At 71.6% G+C, this 15,006-nt stretch carries 16 protein-coding genes and 1 pseudogene; 11 read left to right on the top strand and 6 right to left on the bottom strand.

All coding sequences use genetic code 11. The features are described from left to right. Window positions 1-98: 98 nt before the first annotated feature. The 7 genes from RT688_RS18815 (at window position 99) to RT688_RS18785 (ending at window position 7,529) form a co-directional block, all read left to right on the top strand. Window positions 99-434 (top strand): hypothetical protein, encoded by a 336-nt coding sequence (locus RT688_RS18815; RefSeq protein WP_313706378.1) that lies wholly within the window; start codon window positions 99-101, stop codon window positions 432-434. Then, window positions 431-970: a hypothetical protein gene (locus RT688_RS18810; protein ID WP_313706377.1), complete on the top strand. Its 540-nt coding sequence runs from the start codon at window positions 431-433 to the stop codon at window positions 968-970. The genes RT688_RS18815 and RT688_RS18810 overlap by 4 nt, the downstream gene beginning before the upstream one ends. A gap of 301 nt (window positions 971-1,271) precedes the next feature. Next, a complete protein-coding gene (locus tag RT688_RS18805) occupies window positions 1,272-1,763 on the top strand; it encodes a universal stress protein (protein ID WP_313706376.1) in 492 nt (163 codons plus the stop codon). Between the two features lie 141 nt (window positions 1,764-1,904). Continuing rightward, entirely contained in the window at window positions 1,905-4,508 is a 2,604-nt protein-coding gene (locus RT688_RS18800) for a cation-translocating P-type ATPase (RefSeq protein WP_313706375.1), read from the top strand. Then, entirely contained in the window at window positions 4,477-5,298 is an 822-nt protein-coding gene (locus tag RT688_RS18795) for a universal stress protein (RefSeq protein WP_313706374.1), read from the top strand. The genes RT688_RS18800 and RT688_RS18795 overlap by 32 nt, the downstream gene beginning before the upstream one ends. Window positions 5,299-5,560: 262 nt before the next feature. Beyond that, window positions 5,561-6,406 (top strand): universal stress protein, encoded by an 846-nt coding sequence (locus RT688_RS18790; protein ID WP_313706373.1) that lies wholly within the window; start codon window positions 5,561-5,563, stop codon window positions 6,404-6,406. Between the two features lie 67 nt (window positions 6,407-6,473). Continuing rightward, on the top strand, window positions 6,474-7,529 hold the full coding sequence (locus RT688_RS18785) for an NAD(P)-dependent alcohol dehydrogenase (RefSeq protein WP_313706372.1): 1,056 nt from the start codon (window positions 6,474-6,476) through the stop codon (window positions 7,527-7,529). 71 nt (window positions 7,530-7,600) lie between these two features. On the opposite strand, the gene RT688_RS18780 is transcribed toward RT688_RS18785, so the two are convergent. The 6 genes from RT688_RS18780 to RT688_RS18755 form a co-directional block, all read right to left on the bottom strand. Then, window positions 7,601-8,191, bottom strand: coding sequence for an NAD(P)H-dependent oxidoreductase (locus RT688_RS18780; protein WP_313706371.1), 591 nt, complete (start codon window positions 8,189-8,191; stop codon window positions 7,601-7,603). Then, on the bottom strand, window positions 8,188-10,869 hold the full coding sequence (locus RT688_RS18775) for a bifunctional acetate--CoA ligase family protein/GNAT family N-acetyltransferase (RefSeq protein WP_313706370.1): 2,682 nt from the start codon (window positions 10,867-10,869) through the stop codon (window positions 8,188-8,190). Before RT688_RS18775 ends, RT688_RS18780 begins: the two co-directional genes overlap by 4 nt. 133 nt (window positions 10,870-11,002) lie before the next feature. Next, the gene (locus tag RT688_RS18770; protein WP_313706369.1) at window positions 11,003-11,560 is read right to left on the bottom strand and encodes an AMP-binding protein; all 558 of its coding nucleotides are present in this window, start codon (window positions 11,558-11,560) and stop codon (window positions 11,003-11,005) included. Beyond that, a complete protein-coding gene (locus RT688_RS18765; protein ID WP_313706368.1) occupies window positions 11,520-12,167 on the bottom strand; it encodes a thermostable hemolysin in 648 nt (215 codons plus the stop codon). Before RT688_RS18765 ends, RT688_RS18770 begins: the two co-directional genes overlap by 41 nt. 174 nt (window positions 12,168-12,341) lie before the next feature. Then, window positions 12,342-13,091 (bottom strand): MBL fold metallo-hydrolase, encoded by a 750-nt coding sequence (locus RT688_RS18760; RefSeq protein ID WP_313706367.1) that lies wholly within the window; start codon window positions 13,089-13,091, stop codon window positions 12,342-12,344. An 85-nt stretch (window positions 13,092-13,176) separates the two neighbouring features. Further along, window positions 13,177-13,515: a TIGR01244 family sulfur transferase gene (locus RT688_RS18755; protein ID WP_313706366.1), complete on the bottom strand. Its 339-nt coding sequence runs from the start codon at window positions 13,513-13,515 to the stop codon at window positions 13,177-13,179. Between the two features lie 99 nt (window positions 13,516-13,614). Here RT688_RS18755 and RT688_RS18750 point away from each other — a divergent pair, with 99 nt between their 5' ends. From RT688_RS18750 to RT688_RS18735, 4 genes and pseudogenes are all read left to right on the top strand, one after another. Continuing rightward, window positions 13,615-13,947 carry a metalloregulator ArsR/SmtB family transcription factor gene (locus RT688_RS18750; RefSeq protein ID WP_313706365.1) on the top strand — a complete coding sequence of 111 codons (333 nt, stop codon included), beginning with the start codon at window positions 13,615-13,617 and terminating at the stop codon, window positions 13,945-13,947. Continuing rightward, a complete protein-coding gene (locus tag RT688_RS18745) occupies window positions 13,944-14,375 on the top strand; it encodes a YeeE/YedE family protein (protein ID WP_313706364.1) in 432 nt (143 codons plus the stop codon). Before RT688_RS18750 ends, RT688_RS18745 begins: the two co-directional genes overlap by 4 nt. A 22-nt stretch (window positions 14,376-14,397) precedes the next feature. Beyond that, on the top strand, window positions 14,398-14,835 hold the full coding sequence (locus RT688_RS18740; RefSeq protein ID WP_313706363.1) for a YeeE/YedE family protein: 438 nt from the start codon (window positions 14,398-14,400) through the stop codon (window positions 14,833-14,835). 43 nt (window positions 14,836-14,878) lie between these two features. Beyond that, a pseudogene (locus tag RT688_RS18735) lies at window positions 14,879-15,006 on the top strand (sulfite exporter TauE/SafE family protein); the annotation flags it as partial.

Genomic DNA, 15,006 nt, shown 5'->3' with positions numbered 1-15,006 from the left:
TAGCGCATTATCCAGATCGCATTGCCAATCCGTCAATTCGAGTTTAGCCTCGTGAATTGCTGTCGAGTTCGTAAACGTCATCGGCTACGGGAAAAATCATGGCGCATCGCAACGCCGAGGCAATCGCGTGGTCGGATTGGCGAACAGGTGCAGCCCGGAACAGGGCGATCGACAGTCCTGCGCAAGCGGCGGATCGTCCGAGCCGGGCCAGGAAGATTTTTCGCCCAACCTGGCAAACCGCGGCGAGCATGTTCAATCCGGCGCCAGTTATCAAGAGCATCCCTGCCGTTGCTTTTCCTTTGGATTTTCCCGGGACCCGCTATCGACATTCGGAATCGACCCTGGCGAATATCGTCGACTACCGCGCCGTTGCAGGGGCGATGATATCCGGACGTCCCGCCACCCGGACCAATGAAAGGAAAGCAATATCATGAAACCTTATCCCGCCGCGGCCGCCTTTGCCATTGCCTTGTTCCTGTCGAGTAGCGTGACGGCGCATGCCGAAACGCCTGCCCAGAGCCGCCAGCAGGTTGAACGCGTGGTCGAGAAGTTTCGCATGGCCATCGCCAACAAGGACAAGGACAGCTTCATGAAGCTGTTTTTGCGCGAGGACATCACCTGGGTAGCCGCCCTCGACGACGCCAGCCTGGCGCGCATCAAGGCGCGCCGCGCCGACAAGTCGCTGCCCTGCCCGAAAAAAATCGTCAGCGCCTCGCCCCGTGAGTTCATCGACGATATCGCCCAGGCTTCGGTACCGCTCCAGGAAACCTTCGACAACGTCCGCATCGATGCCGACGCCGACGTCGCCCAGGTCTGGTTCGACTACAGTTTCAAGGCCGGGGATTACCGCGAGAATTGGGGCAAGGAAGCCTGGCACCTGGTGCGCACGGAAGACGGCTGGAAGATCGCGTCGGTGATCTGGTCGATGACGCTCAATCCGGAGCCGCCGCCATCGGCGGGGGCCAGGTAGGCTTGCTTTGGCGCCCGGCCCGATCGAAGCGGGCGCGCTTGAAAATGGCCATGGGGCCGACGTGGGCGCCGCTGCCGCCTTCGCCCCCGCTGGCGCAGGTTCGGGCTGTGCAGGCCCTGCCCCGCCTGTTGCGACGCCAACGCGGGCGCCTTGGCGTGTGCGGACGGACCGCTGCGCGGCGTCGGCCCGCCCGGACCGCGCGGCCCCTGGCGAATTTGATCTCCGTCAAGGACTTGGACGGCGTGCTCGCCCATTCTGGCGGCTCGGCTGCCGCTGCGGTTGGCCGCTCAAGGAGAACGATATGTACGAACGGATTCTGGTGCCCACCGACGGTTCCGACATCGCGAACGAGGCCGTGAAGGCCGCGATCGATTTCGCACGGATTTGTGGAAGCGAAATCGTCGCCCTCGGAATCGCGCAACCCGAGCCGGTCCTGCTGACGGCCGAGGGAGCGCTCGGGACCGGCAGCGGAGTCGGGGTCGATGTCCTGCTGGAGCAGGCCAAGCGCGACGTCGACCGCGTCGCCGCGGCGGCGGCCGCGGCGGGCGTGCGTTGCACCGCGCTCACCGGCTATGCTTATTCGCCCGCCGACGAGATCATCGAGGCGGTCAAGCGCCATCGCTGCAGCCTGATCTTCATGGGCTCGCACGGCCGCCGCGGCCTGAGCCGGCTGATCGCCGGCAGCGTCACCCAGCGCGTGCTGGCCTATGCGCCGGTGCCGGTCATGGTGTACCGGCCGCAACCGCCGCAAACCGGACAGGCCGCGCCGGACCCGGCGCAGGCGCGGGCGTGATCGATACCGGCCCGCCGGGGCGCGCCGCGCCGCGCCCCTCCACGCGGCTGGCGCCGTCGCACATCGACGCCGCGCGAAGCGCCCGGGCCGGCGCCGATGCGCGCGTGACGGCGGCGCCGCCCACGGCGAAGGACCGGAGAGATGCACGCCACGAACGCCTGCACCGGGCTCGCCGCTGACGAGGCGGCGCGCCGGCTGGCGCGCGACGGGCCGAATGCGCTGCCGTCCGCGGCGCGGCGCGGCCTGGGCGCCATCGTCCGCCAGGCCGCGCGCGAACCGATGTTCGTGCTCCTGTTCGCGACCGGGCTGCTGTACCTGGCGCTGGGCGAGCCGCACGAAGGCATGTTGATGTTCGCACTGGTCCTGGCCACGCTCGGGATGACCCTGTACGAGGAAAGCCGCGCCGAACGCGCGCTCGACGCCCTGCGCGACCTGAGCACGCCGCGCGCGCTCGTGATCCGCGGCGGACGCCGGATACCGGTCGACAGCCGCGAGGTGGTCGTGGGCGACCTGTGCGTGCTTGGCGAAGGCGACCGCGTACCCGCCGACGGCGTCCTGCTGTCGGGGCAGGACCTGCGGGCCGACGAGTCGCTGCTGACCGGCGAATCGGCGCCGGTGCCGAAAAGCCCGGGCACGGCGGCCGCCGGGCGCAGCGTCCGGCCCGGCACGGACGACCCGGCGGCCCTGTTCGGCGGCACGCTGGTCGTGCACGGCCATGGCATCGCGCAGGTCACCGCCATCGGCGCGGCCAGCGCGATCGGCGGCATCGGCGCCTCGCTCGCCGGCCTCGCCCCCCGGCGTTCGCCGCTGCAGCAGCAGATGACGAGGACCATCGCCCTGTTCGGGCTGGGCGGCGCCGGCATGAGCCTGCTGCTGGTGTTGTATCACCTGGCCCAGGGCGGCGCGCTCCTGCAGGCGCTGCTCGCCGGCCTGGCCCTGGCCATGGCGATGCTTCCGGAAGAGTTCGCCGTGGTGCTGGCGGTCTTCCCCGCGCTGGGCGCCTGGCGCCTGGCCCGCGTCAACGTCCTGACGCGCCAGCTCGCCGCCATCGAGACCCTGGGCGCCACCACCGTCCTCTGCGTGGACAAGACCGGGACCCTGACCGAGAACCGGATGAGCGTCGCGGCGCTGCGTGCGGGCGACAGCGAATGGCAGGCCGGACCGCGTCCCGCGGGGCGCCTTCCCCTCGCCCTGGCGGAACTGCTCGACGTCGCCATGCTTGCCAGCCGCGCCGACGGCTTCGAGCCGATGGACCAGGCGCTGCACCGGCTCGGCGCCACGGTCGCGCAATCGGGCGCCGACCGGCGCGATGGCTGGACGCTGGCGCGCGAATACGGGATGAGCGCCGGGCTGCGCGCCGTGGCGCACGGCTGGCGCCGCGGCGCCGGAGAGCCCGCCGTCGTCGCCGCCAAAGGCGCGCCGGAGGCGATCGCGGAACTGTGCCGCCTGGCGCCCGCCGACGCCGCGCCCCTGCTGGCCGCGGCCGACGCGATGGCGGCGCGCGGCCTGCGCGTGCTGGCCGTGGCCCGGGCCGCGCACAGCGGGCATGCGCAGGCCGCCTGGCCCGATGCCGTCCACGCATTCGCCTTCGCGCCGCTCGGACTGGTGGGCTTCGCCGACCCGCTGCGCGAAGGGGTGAAGGCGGCGGTCGCCGAATGCCATGCGGCCGGCATCCGGGTCATGATGATCACCGGCGACTATCCGGCGACGGCGCTGAACGTCGGCCGCCAGGCCGGGCTGGCGGGGCACGCGCCGCTGACCGGCGCCGAGGTCGCCGCCATGGACGACGCCGCCCTGGCGCAACGGCTCGCGCATGCCGACCTGTGCGCCCGCATCGCCCCGGAGCAGAAGCTGCGCATCGTGCGCGCGCTGCAACGGAACGGCGACATCGTCACCATGACCGGCGACGGCGTCAACGACGCGCCCGCCCTCCAGGCCGCCCACGTCGGTATCGCGATGGGCCGGCGCGGCACCGACGTCGCGCGCGAAGCGGCCGACCTGGTGCTCACCGACGACCATTTCGCCTCGATCGTCGGCGCCGTACGGCTGGGCCGCCACATCTACGCGAACATGCGCAAGGCCATGCTCTACATCGTCGCCGTCCATGCACCGACGGCGGGCATGGCCTTGCTGCCGGTGATGCTGGGCTGGCCGATCCTGCTGCACCCGATGCATATCGTGTTCCTCGAACTGGTGATCGACCCCGCCTGCGCGCTGGCCTTCGAGAACGAGGCCGAGGAGCCCGGCCTCATGCGCCGCCCGCCGCGCCCGCGCGATGCGCCGCTGCTCGACCGCAAGGCGGTGGTCCTGGCGCTGGCCCAGGGACTGACCGTGCTCGCCGTCGTCGTCTCGGCCTACGCCTGGGCGCTGGCGGCGTTGCCGCCGGCCCAGGCGCGCGCCTTCGCCTTTGCCGCGCTGGTGGCCGCCAATGCCGGCCTGATCTTCGTGAACCGCTCGCGGACCCTGACGCTGTTCGAGGCGCTGCGCCAGCCGAACCGGGTTGCCTTGCTCGTCGCGGGCGTGGCGCTGTGCGCGCTCGCCGCCGTGCTCTACCTCGCGCCCTTGGCCGATCTGTTCATGTTCGAGGCGCCCGCGCCGCTGCACGCGCTGGCCGCCGTCGGCCTGGGGCTGGCGGCCGTGCTGCCGTTCGACCTGTACAAGCTGGCCTGGCGCCGCCGGCCCCCATCCCGACCCCACCCGACTGGAGAACCCCATGAGCTACAAGACCATCCTGGTCCACGTTGACGGCTCGCCGCACGCGGCGGCCCGCATCGCACTTGCGGCGCAACTGGCGCTGCGCTGCGACGCCCACCTGGTCGGCGTCGCGCCGACCGGCGTCTCGCGCCTCTTCTACCAGGAAGGCAACGCCGAGCTGGCGCGCACCGCGCTGGCGCCGTACATGGACGACCTCTATCGCAAGACCGGGCGCGACCTCGCCCATTTCACCGAGCTGGCCGAGCAGGCCGGGGTGCGCTCGCACGAGCAGCGCCTGGTGGACGACGAGACCGGCGCCGGCCTGGCGCTGTGCGCGCGTTACGCCGACCTGGCCGTCCTCGGCCAGGCCGATCCCGATCTTGCGCCCGCGCCCGGAGGCGACCCGGTGCCCTACGTGCTGCTGGCTTGTGCGCGGCCGCTGCTGGTGGTGCCCTATATCCAGCAGGGGCCGCTCGCCGCGAAGCGGGTGCTGGTGGCCTGGAACGGCAGCGCGCAGGCCGTGCGCGCCGTGAACGCCGCGCTGCCGCTGCTGCGCCTGGCGGACCAGGTCACGGTGGCGACGTTCGGCCCCCCGCAGGAAACGTCCGGGGACGCCGAGCTGGTGCGCTACCTGCGGCGGCACGGGGTCAATGCCGCGCAGATCTGCGAACCGGGCGATCCCGATCCGGGAGAGCGCCTGCTCTCGCTGCTTGCCGACCAGGGCGCGGACCTGCTGGTCATGGGCGGCTACGGCCGGGCACGCTTAAGCGAGCTGCTGCTCGGCGGCGTCACCCGCACCGTCCTGCAGGCCATGACGGTCCCCGTGCTGCTGGCGCACTGAAAGTGCCCCCATCCGCGATGAATTGTCCAGCCCGCTGCGCAAAACCTTCTTTTCGCCAGGAGGCCGGATTTGATGCAGATCATGGCGCAGCGGCATTCCGGGCACGAGACTGCAGGTCTAGCGGCGCAGGATCGCCGGCGCCGGCCAAGCGGAAGGATGCGTATGTTCAAGCAAATACTGGTTCCGGCCAATGGAACCGTCACATCCATGGCCACGGCCGTGGCGATTTCCCGGCCGGCGGCCGTCGCCGGCTGAACCGGACATGGGCTACAAGACCGTCCTCGTGCACGCCGACCTGTCCCGTCACGCGCCGGAGCGGATCGCGCTCGCGGCCGCTATCTGCGCGGAACACGCGGCGCACCTGGTCGGCGCGGCCATGACGGGCATCGCGCCCTCGGTTTTTCCGCGCGGCGCCCAGCAGGCGCCGGCCAGCCTCCTGGCCGGCCTTGCCGACCCGCTGGCCGCCGCGGCGCGCAAGGCGCTGTGCCGGTTCGAGGAGATCGCGCGGCGCCACGGCGTTTCCCACGAGTCGCGGCTGGTCTGCGACCAGGCGCCGGACGGGCTGGCGCTGCTGGCCCGCTTCGCCGACCTGGTCGTCGTCGGCCAGGACGATCCCGATGACAGCCTGGGCTACACCTCGCCTGCGGCGCGCATGCCCGACCACGTGGTGGCCAACGCCGCGCGCCCGGTACTGGTCGTGCCGCGCGCACCGGCGGCGCCGCTGTCCTGCCCGCGCCGCGTGCTGCTGTGCTGGAACGGCAGCCGCGAAGCGTCGCGTGCGATGGACGCGGCCGTGCCGCTGATGCGGCGCGCCTCCCGCACCACCCTGGCGCTGTTCGCGCCCGCCTTCCCGGACCGCGGCGCGAACGAACAGGACCTGGCCGACGCGCAAGCCTTCCTGCGCCGCCGCGGCGTGCACGCCGATCTCGCGCTGCGCGACCCGCTTCACGACACCGGCCGCGCCATCCTCGCGCTGGCCGCGCAGCACGACTGCGACCTGGTCGTGATGGGCTGCTACGGCCACACGCGCTTCCAGGAACTGCTGCTCGGCGGGGCAAGCAGGACCGTCCTGCGGGAGGCCAGCCTGCAGGTGCTGATGGCGCGCTGACGCCCAGGCGCGCCCGCGCGCCGCTGTCGCGCCGATGTCCCTTCAACCACAGGAAACGGAGGAACCGATGTCCACCATGAATGCGGCAATCTTCACCGGCCCCGGGCGTATCGTGCTCGGCCGCAAACCGATCCCGCGCGCCGGCCCCGGCGAGGCGATCGTCAAGATCACCATGACCACCATCTGCGGCACCGACGTCCACATCCTGAAAGGCGAGTATCCGGTCGCCGACGGCCTGACCATCGGCCACGAACCGGTCGGCACCATCGCCGAACTGGGCGCCGGCGTCACCGGCTATGCGCTCGGCCAGCGCGTCGTCGCCGGCGCCATCTGTCCCTGCGGCCAGTGTCATTCCTGCCTCGATGGCCACCAGGCGCAATGCGGCGGCCACGCCATCGGCGGCTGGCGCTTCGGCAACACCATCGACGGCTGCCAGGCCGAGTACGTGCGCGTGCCGTTCGCGATGGCGAACCTGGCGCCGATTCCGGACGAACTGAGCGACGAGCAGGTGCTGATGTGCCCCGACATCATGAGCACCGGCTTCGGCGGCGCCGAGAGCGGCGGCATCCGCATCGGCGACACCGTCGCCGTGTTCGCGCAGGGCCCGATCGGCCTGTGCGCCACCGCCGGCGCGCGCCTGCGCGGGGCGTCGCGCATCATCGCGGTGGACCGGGTGCCGGAACGGCTGGCGATGGCAAAGCGCCTGGGCGCCGACGAGCTCGTCGACTACAGCCAGCGCGATCCGGTGGAAGAGATCCTGCGCCTGACCGACGGCCGCGGCGCCGACGTCGCGATCGAGGCGCTCGGCACCCAGCAGACCTTCGAGAGCTGCCTGCGCTGCCTGCGCCCCGGCGGCACGCTGTCGAGCCTGGGCGTGTACTCGGGCAAGCTGGCGCTGCCGGTGGACGCCTTTGCCGCCGGCCTGGGCGACCACCGCATCGTCACCACGCTGTGCCCGGGCGGCAAGGAGCGCATGCGGCGCCTGATGAACGTGGTGGCCTCGAACCGCCTCGACCTGCGGCCAATGGTGACCCACCGCTTCCGCCTGGAGCAGATCGAGGAAGCCTATGAACTGTTCGCCAACCAGCGCGACGGCGTGCTGAAGGTGGCGATCGTTCCCTGAACCCGCCGGCCTGGCTGGAAAAGCATTGGCCGGGAGCGCGGCCCGCGCCGTCGATGGCGGCCACGGCCCGCTCAGCGCGCCTGCGCGCCAAGCTCGCGCAGGCGTGCGCACCAGCGTGCCACGACCTCGGGCGCCAGGTCGGCGGCGGAACCGACCACGGTGGTGCGCACCGGCCTGATCCCGGCAAACTCGAGGATATTGCGCTTCAGGGCCTTCAGGCTGTGCGCCCCGTAGAACCAGCGGTAGGCCGCCGCCGGCATCCCCATGGTCACGATCACCCGGGCGCTGCGGCCGCCGAGCAGTCCCGCCTTCAGCGGATTGCGCCCGCCCGCCGCGATCGCGAAGCCGGGCCGCGCCACCTGCTCGAGGAAGCCCTTCAGCAGCGCCGGCATCTCGCCCAGCCACAGGGGATAGACGAACACCAGGTGCGTGGCCTCGCGGATGGCCTGCTGGACCGGCACGAGCGCCTCCGGCACCGCGCCATGCTGCCACGCGTCGGCGCTGCGCAGCAAGGGGAAATCCAGCGCGGCGGGCTCGACCGTCTCGACCGCGTGCCCGGCGCCGCGCGCGCCGTCGGCGTAGGCCCGGGCCAGGACGTGGCACAGGTGGCGCGCGGCCGGGTCGGGATGGCCCTGGACGATCAGGATGCGCGCGCCCATCATGCCGCTCCATCCGCGCGCAGCACGCATCGCAGGGCGACGCTGCCGTCGGCGGCCGGCCCGACCGTGAACCCATGGCGGCGCGCCAGCGCGTGCATGCAGACGTTTTCCGCCAGTGCGACGCCATCGATCCGGCGCAGGCCGCGTGCGCGGCAGTAGTCGAGCAGCGCCGCCATCAGGATGGTCCCCAGTCCCCGCCCCTGCAGGTCCGAGCGCACCACGATCGCGAAGTCGCCGGCGATGTTGTCCGGGTCGGCCACGACCCGCACCACCCCGAGCGTCTCGTCGCCGGCCGGCGTGCGGCGGCTCAGGATGAAGGCCATTTCGCGCGCATAGTCGATCTGGGTGAAACGCGCCAGCTGGGCGTCGGACAACTCGCGCGCGCTGCCGAACATGCGAAAGTGCACGTCGCGCGGGCTCAGGGCGCGGAAGAAATCCTGGTGCGCGGGCGCGTCCTCGGGCCGGATCGGCCGCAGCGTCAGCCTGCCGGCGGCGGTGTCGACTTCGCGCTCGAGCGCGTCCGGGTAAGGCAGGATCGCCAGGCGCGCCAGCGGATCCGCCCCGTCCGCGCGGGCCAGGCGCATGCGGGCGTCGAGCGCCAGCACGCCGCGGCTGTCGGCGAGCAGCGGATTGATGTCGAGCTCGCACAATTCGGGCAGGTCGATCGCCATCTGGCCGACGCGCACCAGCACGTCGGCCAGCCCGTCGAGGTCGGCCGCCGGGGTGTCGCGATAGCCGGCCAGCAGCCGCGCCACGCGGGTGCGCGCGATCATGTCGCGCGCCAGCACCCGGTTCAGCGGCGGCAGGCCGATCGCCTGATCGGCGTTCGCCTCCACCGCGACGCCACCCTGCCCGAACAGCACCACCGGCCCGAACACCGGATCGAGCGAGAGACCGACGATCAGTTCCAGCGCGCGCGGCCGGCGCGCCATGGCCTGCACCGTGAAGCCGGCCAGGCGCGCCTGCGGCCGCAGGGCAAGCACGCGCGCGCGCATGCGCGCCAGCGCCTCGCGCAATGCGGGCGCGTCGGCCAGGTCGAGCGCCACGCCGCCGACGTCGGACTTGTGCGCGATGTCGGGCGAGACGATCTTCAGCGCCACCGGGTAGCCGATCCGGGCGGCCGCCGCCAGCGCCCCGGCCTCGTCGGCGACGACTTCGGTCGCCACCGCGGGGATGCCGTAGCAGGACAGAAGCGCCTTGGCCTCGGCTTCGGCGACCGGTCCGCAACCGGCGGCGACCAGGCCGGCCACCCGGGCGCGCGCCCCTGCGCGGTCGGGCGGCGCCAGGGCGCCGGCGGCCGGCACCTGGGTCAGGAGCGCCTGGTTGCGGCTGTAGTCGACCAGCTGCATCAGGGCGCGCACGGCCTGCTCGGGCGTGTCGAAGACCGGCAGGCCGGCGTCGAGGCAGAGCCGGCGCGCCTCGGCCACGCTGGGGCCGCCTAGCCAGCAGCACAGCACCGGCCGGCTCGACCCGCGCAGCAGGGGCAGCAGCACCCGCGCGATCTCGGCCGCCGGGACGATGGCGGTCGGCGCGTGGATCAGCAGCACGGCGTCGCAGTCGGGCGAGGCGAGCAGGACCTGCAGCGCATGGCGGTAGCGCTCGGCCGGGGCGTCGCCGACGATGTCGACCGGGTTGGCGCGCGGCCAGTTGGCCGGCAGCACGTGGTCGAGCCCGGCCAGCGTGGCCTCGCTCAGCCGCGCCAGGGCGCCGCCGGCGTCGGCCAGGGCATCGGTCGCCATCACCCCGGGACCGCCGCCGTTGGTCAGGATCGCGAGCCACCCTGCGCCCGCGCGCAGGCGGTGCGCCAGCATCGCCACCGCATCGAACAGCTCGGCGGTGGTGTGTACCCGCAGCATGCCGGCGCGGCGCAGCGCGGCATCGACCACCAGGTCGGCGCCGGCCAGGGCGCCGGTATGGCTGAAGGCGGCGCGCGCCGCTTCCGGCGCGCGCCCGGCCTTGACGATCACGACCGGCTTGGCGCGGGCGGCGCCGCGCGCCGCCGACATGAACTTGCGCGCCTGGCGGATGCCTTCGGCGTACACCAGGATGGCGTCGGTCCCGGGGTCGCTGCCGAGGTAGTCGAGCAGGTCGCCGAGGTCGACGTCCTGGCCGTCGCCCAGCGAAACGAAGGACGAGAAACCGATGCCCCGCTCGCGCGCCCAGTCCAGCACCGCCGTCACCATGGCGCCGGACTGGCCGACGAAGGCCAGGCGCCCGGGCAGCGCCGCGCTCGGGGCGAAACTGGCGTTCAGGCCGATGCCGGGCACCAGCAGGCCGACGCAGTTCGGCCCGAGGACGCGCAGCAAGTAGGGCCGCGCGGCGTCTTGCATGGCCTGGCGCAGGGGGATGCCGTCCGGGCCGTGCGCATCCATCCCGGCACTGAGCACGACCGCCGCGCGGCAGCCGAGCCCGCCCAATGCCCCGACGATGCCTGGCACCGTCGGGGCCGGGGTGCAGATCACCGCCAGGCCCGGGGCGCGCGGCAGCTTGCGCACGTCGGCGAACACCTCCAGGCCCAGCAACTGCCGGTATTTCGGATTGACCAGCCAGATTGGCCCATCGAAGCCGGCGCTGACCAGGCTGGCGAGCACCGTGGCGCCGACGCTGCCGCCGCGGGCGGAGGCGCCGATGAGCGCGACCGAGTCCGGGGCAAAGAAGTAACCGAGATTGCGAACGCTCATCCACCTCTCCTGTGCGGGTGCCCGGGGCGGGCCATGCCCAAGCTTACGTCGACGGCCGTCCCGCAGGAATGTTAACACTTGACGTGCATCAAATACATCACAAAGGAGGACCGGGACACTGCCTTTCTCGGAATCAGGTGGCGCACCATGGGGCGGCGTCGAAACCGCTGGCGCCGCGCATGCCGGTTTCGGCCAGCGGCGGGCAGATCGTGGTGGCGCCGCTGAGCAAGGCGGTGTACGGCCCGGCGATGTTCTCGAGCAGGACCGCGAACGACAGCAGGCACAGGTGGCGCCGCAGGTCGAGCGCGGCGGCGGGCGGCGCCTCGCGCGCTTCGCACAATGCCAGCGGACCGCCGCAGTCGCGCGCCGCGCCGAAGCCGAGCGCCGCGCCTTGGGCCGGGTCGGCGCAGAACAGCGCGCCGATGCCGCTCTGGGCGATCACGTGCAGCCACTGCTGGGGCGTGAAGAACAACGGCAGCGGCACCAGGGTCAGGCCGAGCTTCTGCGTGGCCAGGTCGATCATCAGCCACTCGGGCGAATTGTCGGCCAGGATGCCGACCGGCGCAGCGGGCATCGCCCGCCCTTTCAGGGCGGCGCGGATGCGCTCCAGCCCGGCCGCGAGCGCGGCGCGGTCGAGTTGCTGGCGGCCGTCACTCAGCAGGACGGTGGAATCGGGTAGCGAGTCGAGCAAGTTCTGAATAACCATAGCGGATGTCACCAAACATGACTTGAGGGTGGGTGGCGTAATACGTGCCCCAGTGGCGTCCGGCGTCGGGCAGGCGCGCGGGGTCGGCCGGGGCGAGGACCTGGGGCCGCAGCTGGAGCCGGCCGAAGGAGTTGAGCAGGCTGGTCGTCGCGGTGAAGGTCACGAAGTGCATGCCCAGTTCGTGCAGCATGGTGGTGGTGCCGACGATCAGCGCGCGCGCGGCGCCGGGATGGCTGGCCGCGAGGTTGCCGACCTCGACGATCTCGCCGCGCTCGACCGGCCGGCCGAGGCGTGCAGCGATCTCGGTCTCGACCGGCCCGTCCAGGTAATGTTCGAGAAACAGCGGATGAGCGCCAGCCAGCGTAAAGCCCAGCCCCGCCGTCCAGGCGCCGTCGGCATCGCGGCAGCCCACCAGCGTGTCGCTGAAATGGTCGATGCGGGCGCCGTAGTTCTTCAAAAAAGTGGCGGCGATAAAGGCTTCGAGCTCCGCCCTGCCGGGGTCGCCGCGCTCGAAGCGTGCGAGGCCGGCCCGGGGCTGGCGGGGCATGCGTGCCAGGAGGGGATCTCCCGCTGCGGGTTCCAGGAGCTTCATGATGTGCGGCTTTCCATTGAGATGACTGTTTCAACGGAACAAGGCTATGCACTGAACATTAAACCCAGATTAACCGTACTGAGGCGTGCGCGGCGGACGGCCGCCGGGGCGCCGGCGGCCTGGAAAGACACGTGTTGCAGCCGCGCGCCGGCCGGCGCGCCGGCAAAAACGGGCTCAGCCCTGCGGGCTCTCGGTCATCTGCCGGCAGTACTTGTCCAGGTGCTCGGGCAGGTCGGCCGGGCACACCCCGCACTGCTTGTTGCCCGGCACCGCGTAGTCGATGAACTTGGGGTAAGGCAGGTTCAGGCCGGCCATGATGTGCCGGAACTCCTCGAGCGTGCGCTCGCCGCCGAGACGGGGATTGCGCTTTTTCTCCTGCATGACCGTCGACACCCGGCGCTCCTGGTAGTCGTGGGCCGGATACACCAGCGTGTCGTCGGGAAGCGCGAACAGTTTGTCGCGCACGCTGCGATACAGGGCGTCTGTGTCGCCCTGCTGGAAATCGGTGCGCCCGCAGCCCTCGATCAACAGGGCGTCGCCCGTGAATACGCGGTCGCCCAGCAGGTAGGCGAAGTGGCCGGCCGTGTGGCCCGGCGTGTGCAGCGGCTGGAACGCCAGGCCCCCGACCCTGAACGGCTTGCCCTCTTCCAGCTGCACGTCGGCGCACGCGACGCGCTCGGCCGCCGGCGCCGCGATCCGGCTGCCGGTCTTTTCCTTCAGCGCGAGCGCGGCCGTGATGTGGTCGGCATGGACATGGGTATCGACGCTGTACGCCAGGGTGAGGCCGAGGCCGGCGATGACCTCGAGGTCGCGCTCGACGCTGACGATGACCGGGTCGACCAGCACGGCCTGGCCGGTGTCGGAGCAGCCGACCAGGTAGGTGTAGGTACTGGACAGGGGTTCGAACAGCTGGCGGAAGATCATGCGCGTCTCCTGTGGCAAAGGCGCGCCGGCCGGCGCGGTCGATGCCAGCCAGTGTAGCGAGGCCGCGAAACACGCGGCGCCGCCGTCAGGCGCCGCCTGCGCCCTCCCGCAGCCCATGCCACAGCTGCTCGGCCCGGTTACCGGTACGGCAAAAGCCGAGCACCGGCTTCGGCGCGGCGGCATACAGGGCGGCAAAGGCGTCGCGGTCGGCCTGCGTGATCTGGGCCGGCGTGACCGGGAGGTAATGCGCCTCGATGCCGAGCGCTCCCGCCGCCGCGGCGATCTCGGCGAACAGGGGCTGGCCGGCGCCCTCGCCGTCCGGGCGGTTGCAGATCAGCGTGGCGAATCCCTGGCGCTGCAGGGCGGCGACATCGGCAGGTGTGATTTGCGGGGCAACCGCATAGTGCGGGTCGAGATAACGCATGGTGCTGTCCTCCATTGTGGTGGTTCCGAAACCACGTTCTATTGAATTATATATCGTGGTCTCATATAATGTAAAAAGATAGATTTTAGGAGGCCTGCCATGGCAGACAAACCACCGCTCGACCTGAAGGACATGCAGCAGGCCGCGACACGGGCCTGTTCCCTGTTGAAAGTGCTGGGCAATCCCGACCGCCTGATGCTGCTGTGCCAGCTGACCCAGGGCGAATACCGGGTTGGCGAGCTGGAGTCGCTGCTGGGCATTGTCCAGCCCACCCTGTCGCAGCAGCTGGGCGTACTGCGCGAAGAGCGCCTGGTCAGCACGCGCCGCGAGGGCAAGCAGATTTTCTACAAGATCGACAGCCCGGAAGCCCTGGCCGTCATGGAGGTGTTGTACCAACAGTTCTGCCTGTCAACCGAAGGAGTCGAAACATGAACATTGCCTGGACCCACTTCACGCCCTGGACCTCGCTTGCGGGCGGCGTCCTGATCGGCCTGGCCGCCGCGGCCCTCATCCTTTTCAATGGCCGGATCGCGGGCATCAGCGGCATCGTCGGCGGCCTGCTGCGCCCTGCACGCGGCGACGTCGGATGGCGCCTGGCATTCCTGCTCGGCCTGGTCGGCGCGCCGCTGGTCTACAGCCTGGCCGCGGCCCTGCCGGAAGTCACGGTCGAGGCCGACGGCCCGGTCCTGGTGGCGGCCGGCCTGCTGGTCGGTGTCGGCACCCGCTATGGTGCGGGCTGCACCAGCGGCCATGGCGTCTGCGGCCTGTCGCGGCAGTCGCGGCGCTCGCTGGCCGCGACCCTGGCCTTCATGCTGGCCGGCTTCGCCACCGTTTTCATCACCCGTCACCTGATCGCTTGACAAACAAGACAAGGAGTACGACATGCACATCCTGATGGCACTCGCCGCTGGCCTGGTATTCGGCATCGGCCTGATCACAAGCGGCATGACCGACCCCGCCAAGGTGCTCGGCTTCCTCGACCTGGGCGGCGCCTGGGACCCCTCGCTGGGGTTCGTCATGGGCGGCGCAATCCTGGTCGGCAGCATCGCCTTCCGCTTCGCGGGCCGGCGCGAACGCTCGCTGCTCGGCGAGCCCATGCGCCTCCCGACCGCGAAGCGGATCGACCGCCGTCTGGTGCTGGGTTCGCTCGCCTTTGGCGCGGGCTGGGGCCTGGCAGGCTATTGCCCGGGCCCGGCGCTGGCCTCGCTCGCCAGCGGCGGAACGAAGCCGCTCGTCTTCACCCTCGCCATGCTGGCCGGCATGGGCATCTTCGAGCTGCTCGAGCGCGCCGCCGCCGTGCGCGCCGGCGCGAAGGCCTGACCGTGATCGCGCTGCGTTCACCGCCCCGCCGCCCGAGCGTGCCATGCTGACCAGCGCCCTGCTCGGCCTGCTGGTCGGCCTGATCCTGGCCCTGACCGGCGCCGGCGGCGGCATCCTGGCCGTGCCGCTGCTGGTGTTCGGCGCCGGCATGAAGGTGGCCGAGGCCGCACC

Origin of the sequence: Massilia sp., assembly GCF_032106685.1 — a bacterium.
GTDB lineage: Bacteria > Pseudomonadota > Gammaproteobacteria > Burkholderiales > Burkholderiaceae_D > Telluria.
The sequence above is the reverse complement of the archived record's forward strand: the minus strand, read 5'-3'. Positions and strand labels throughout refer to the sequence as shown.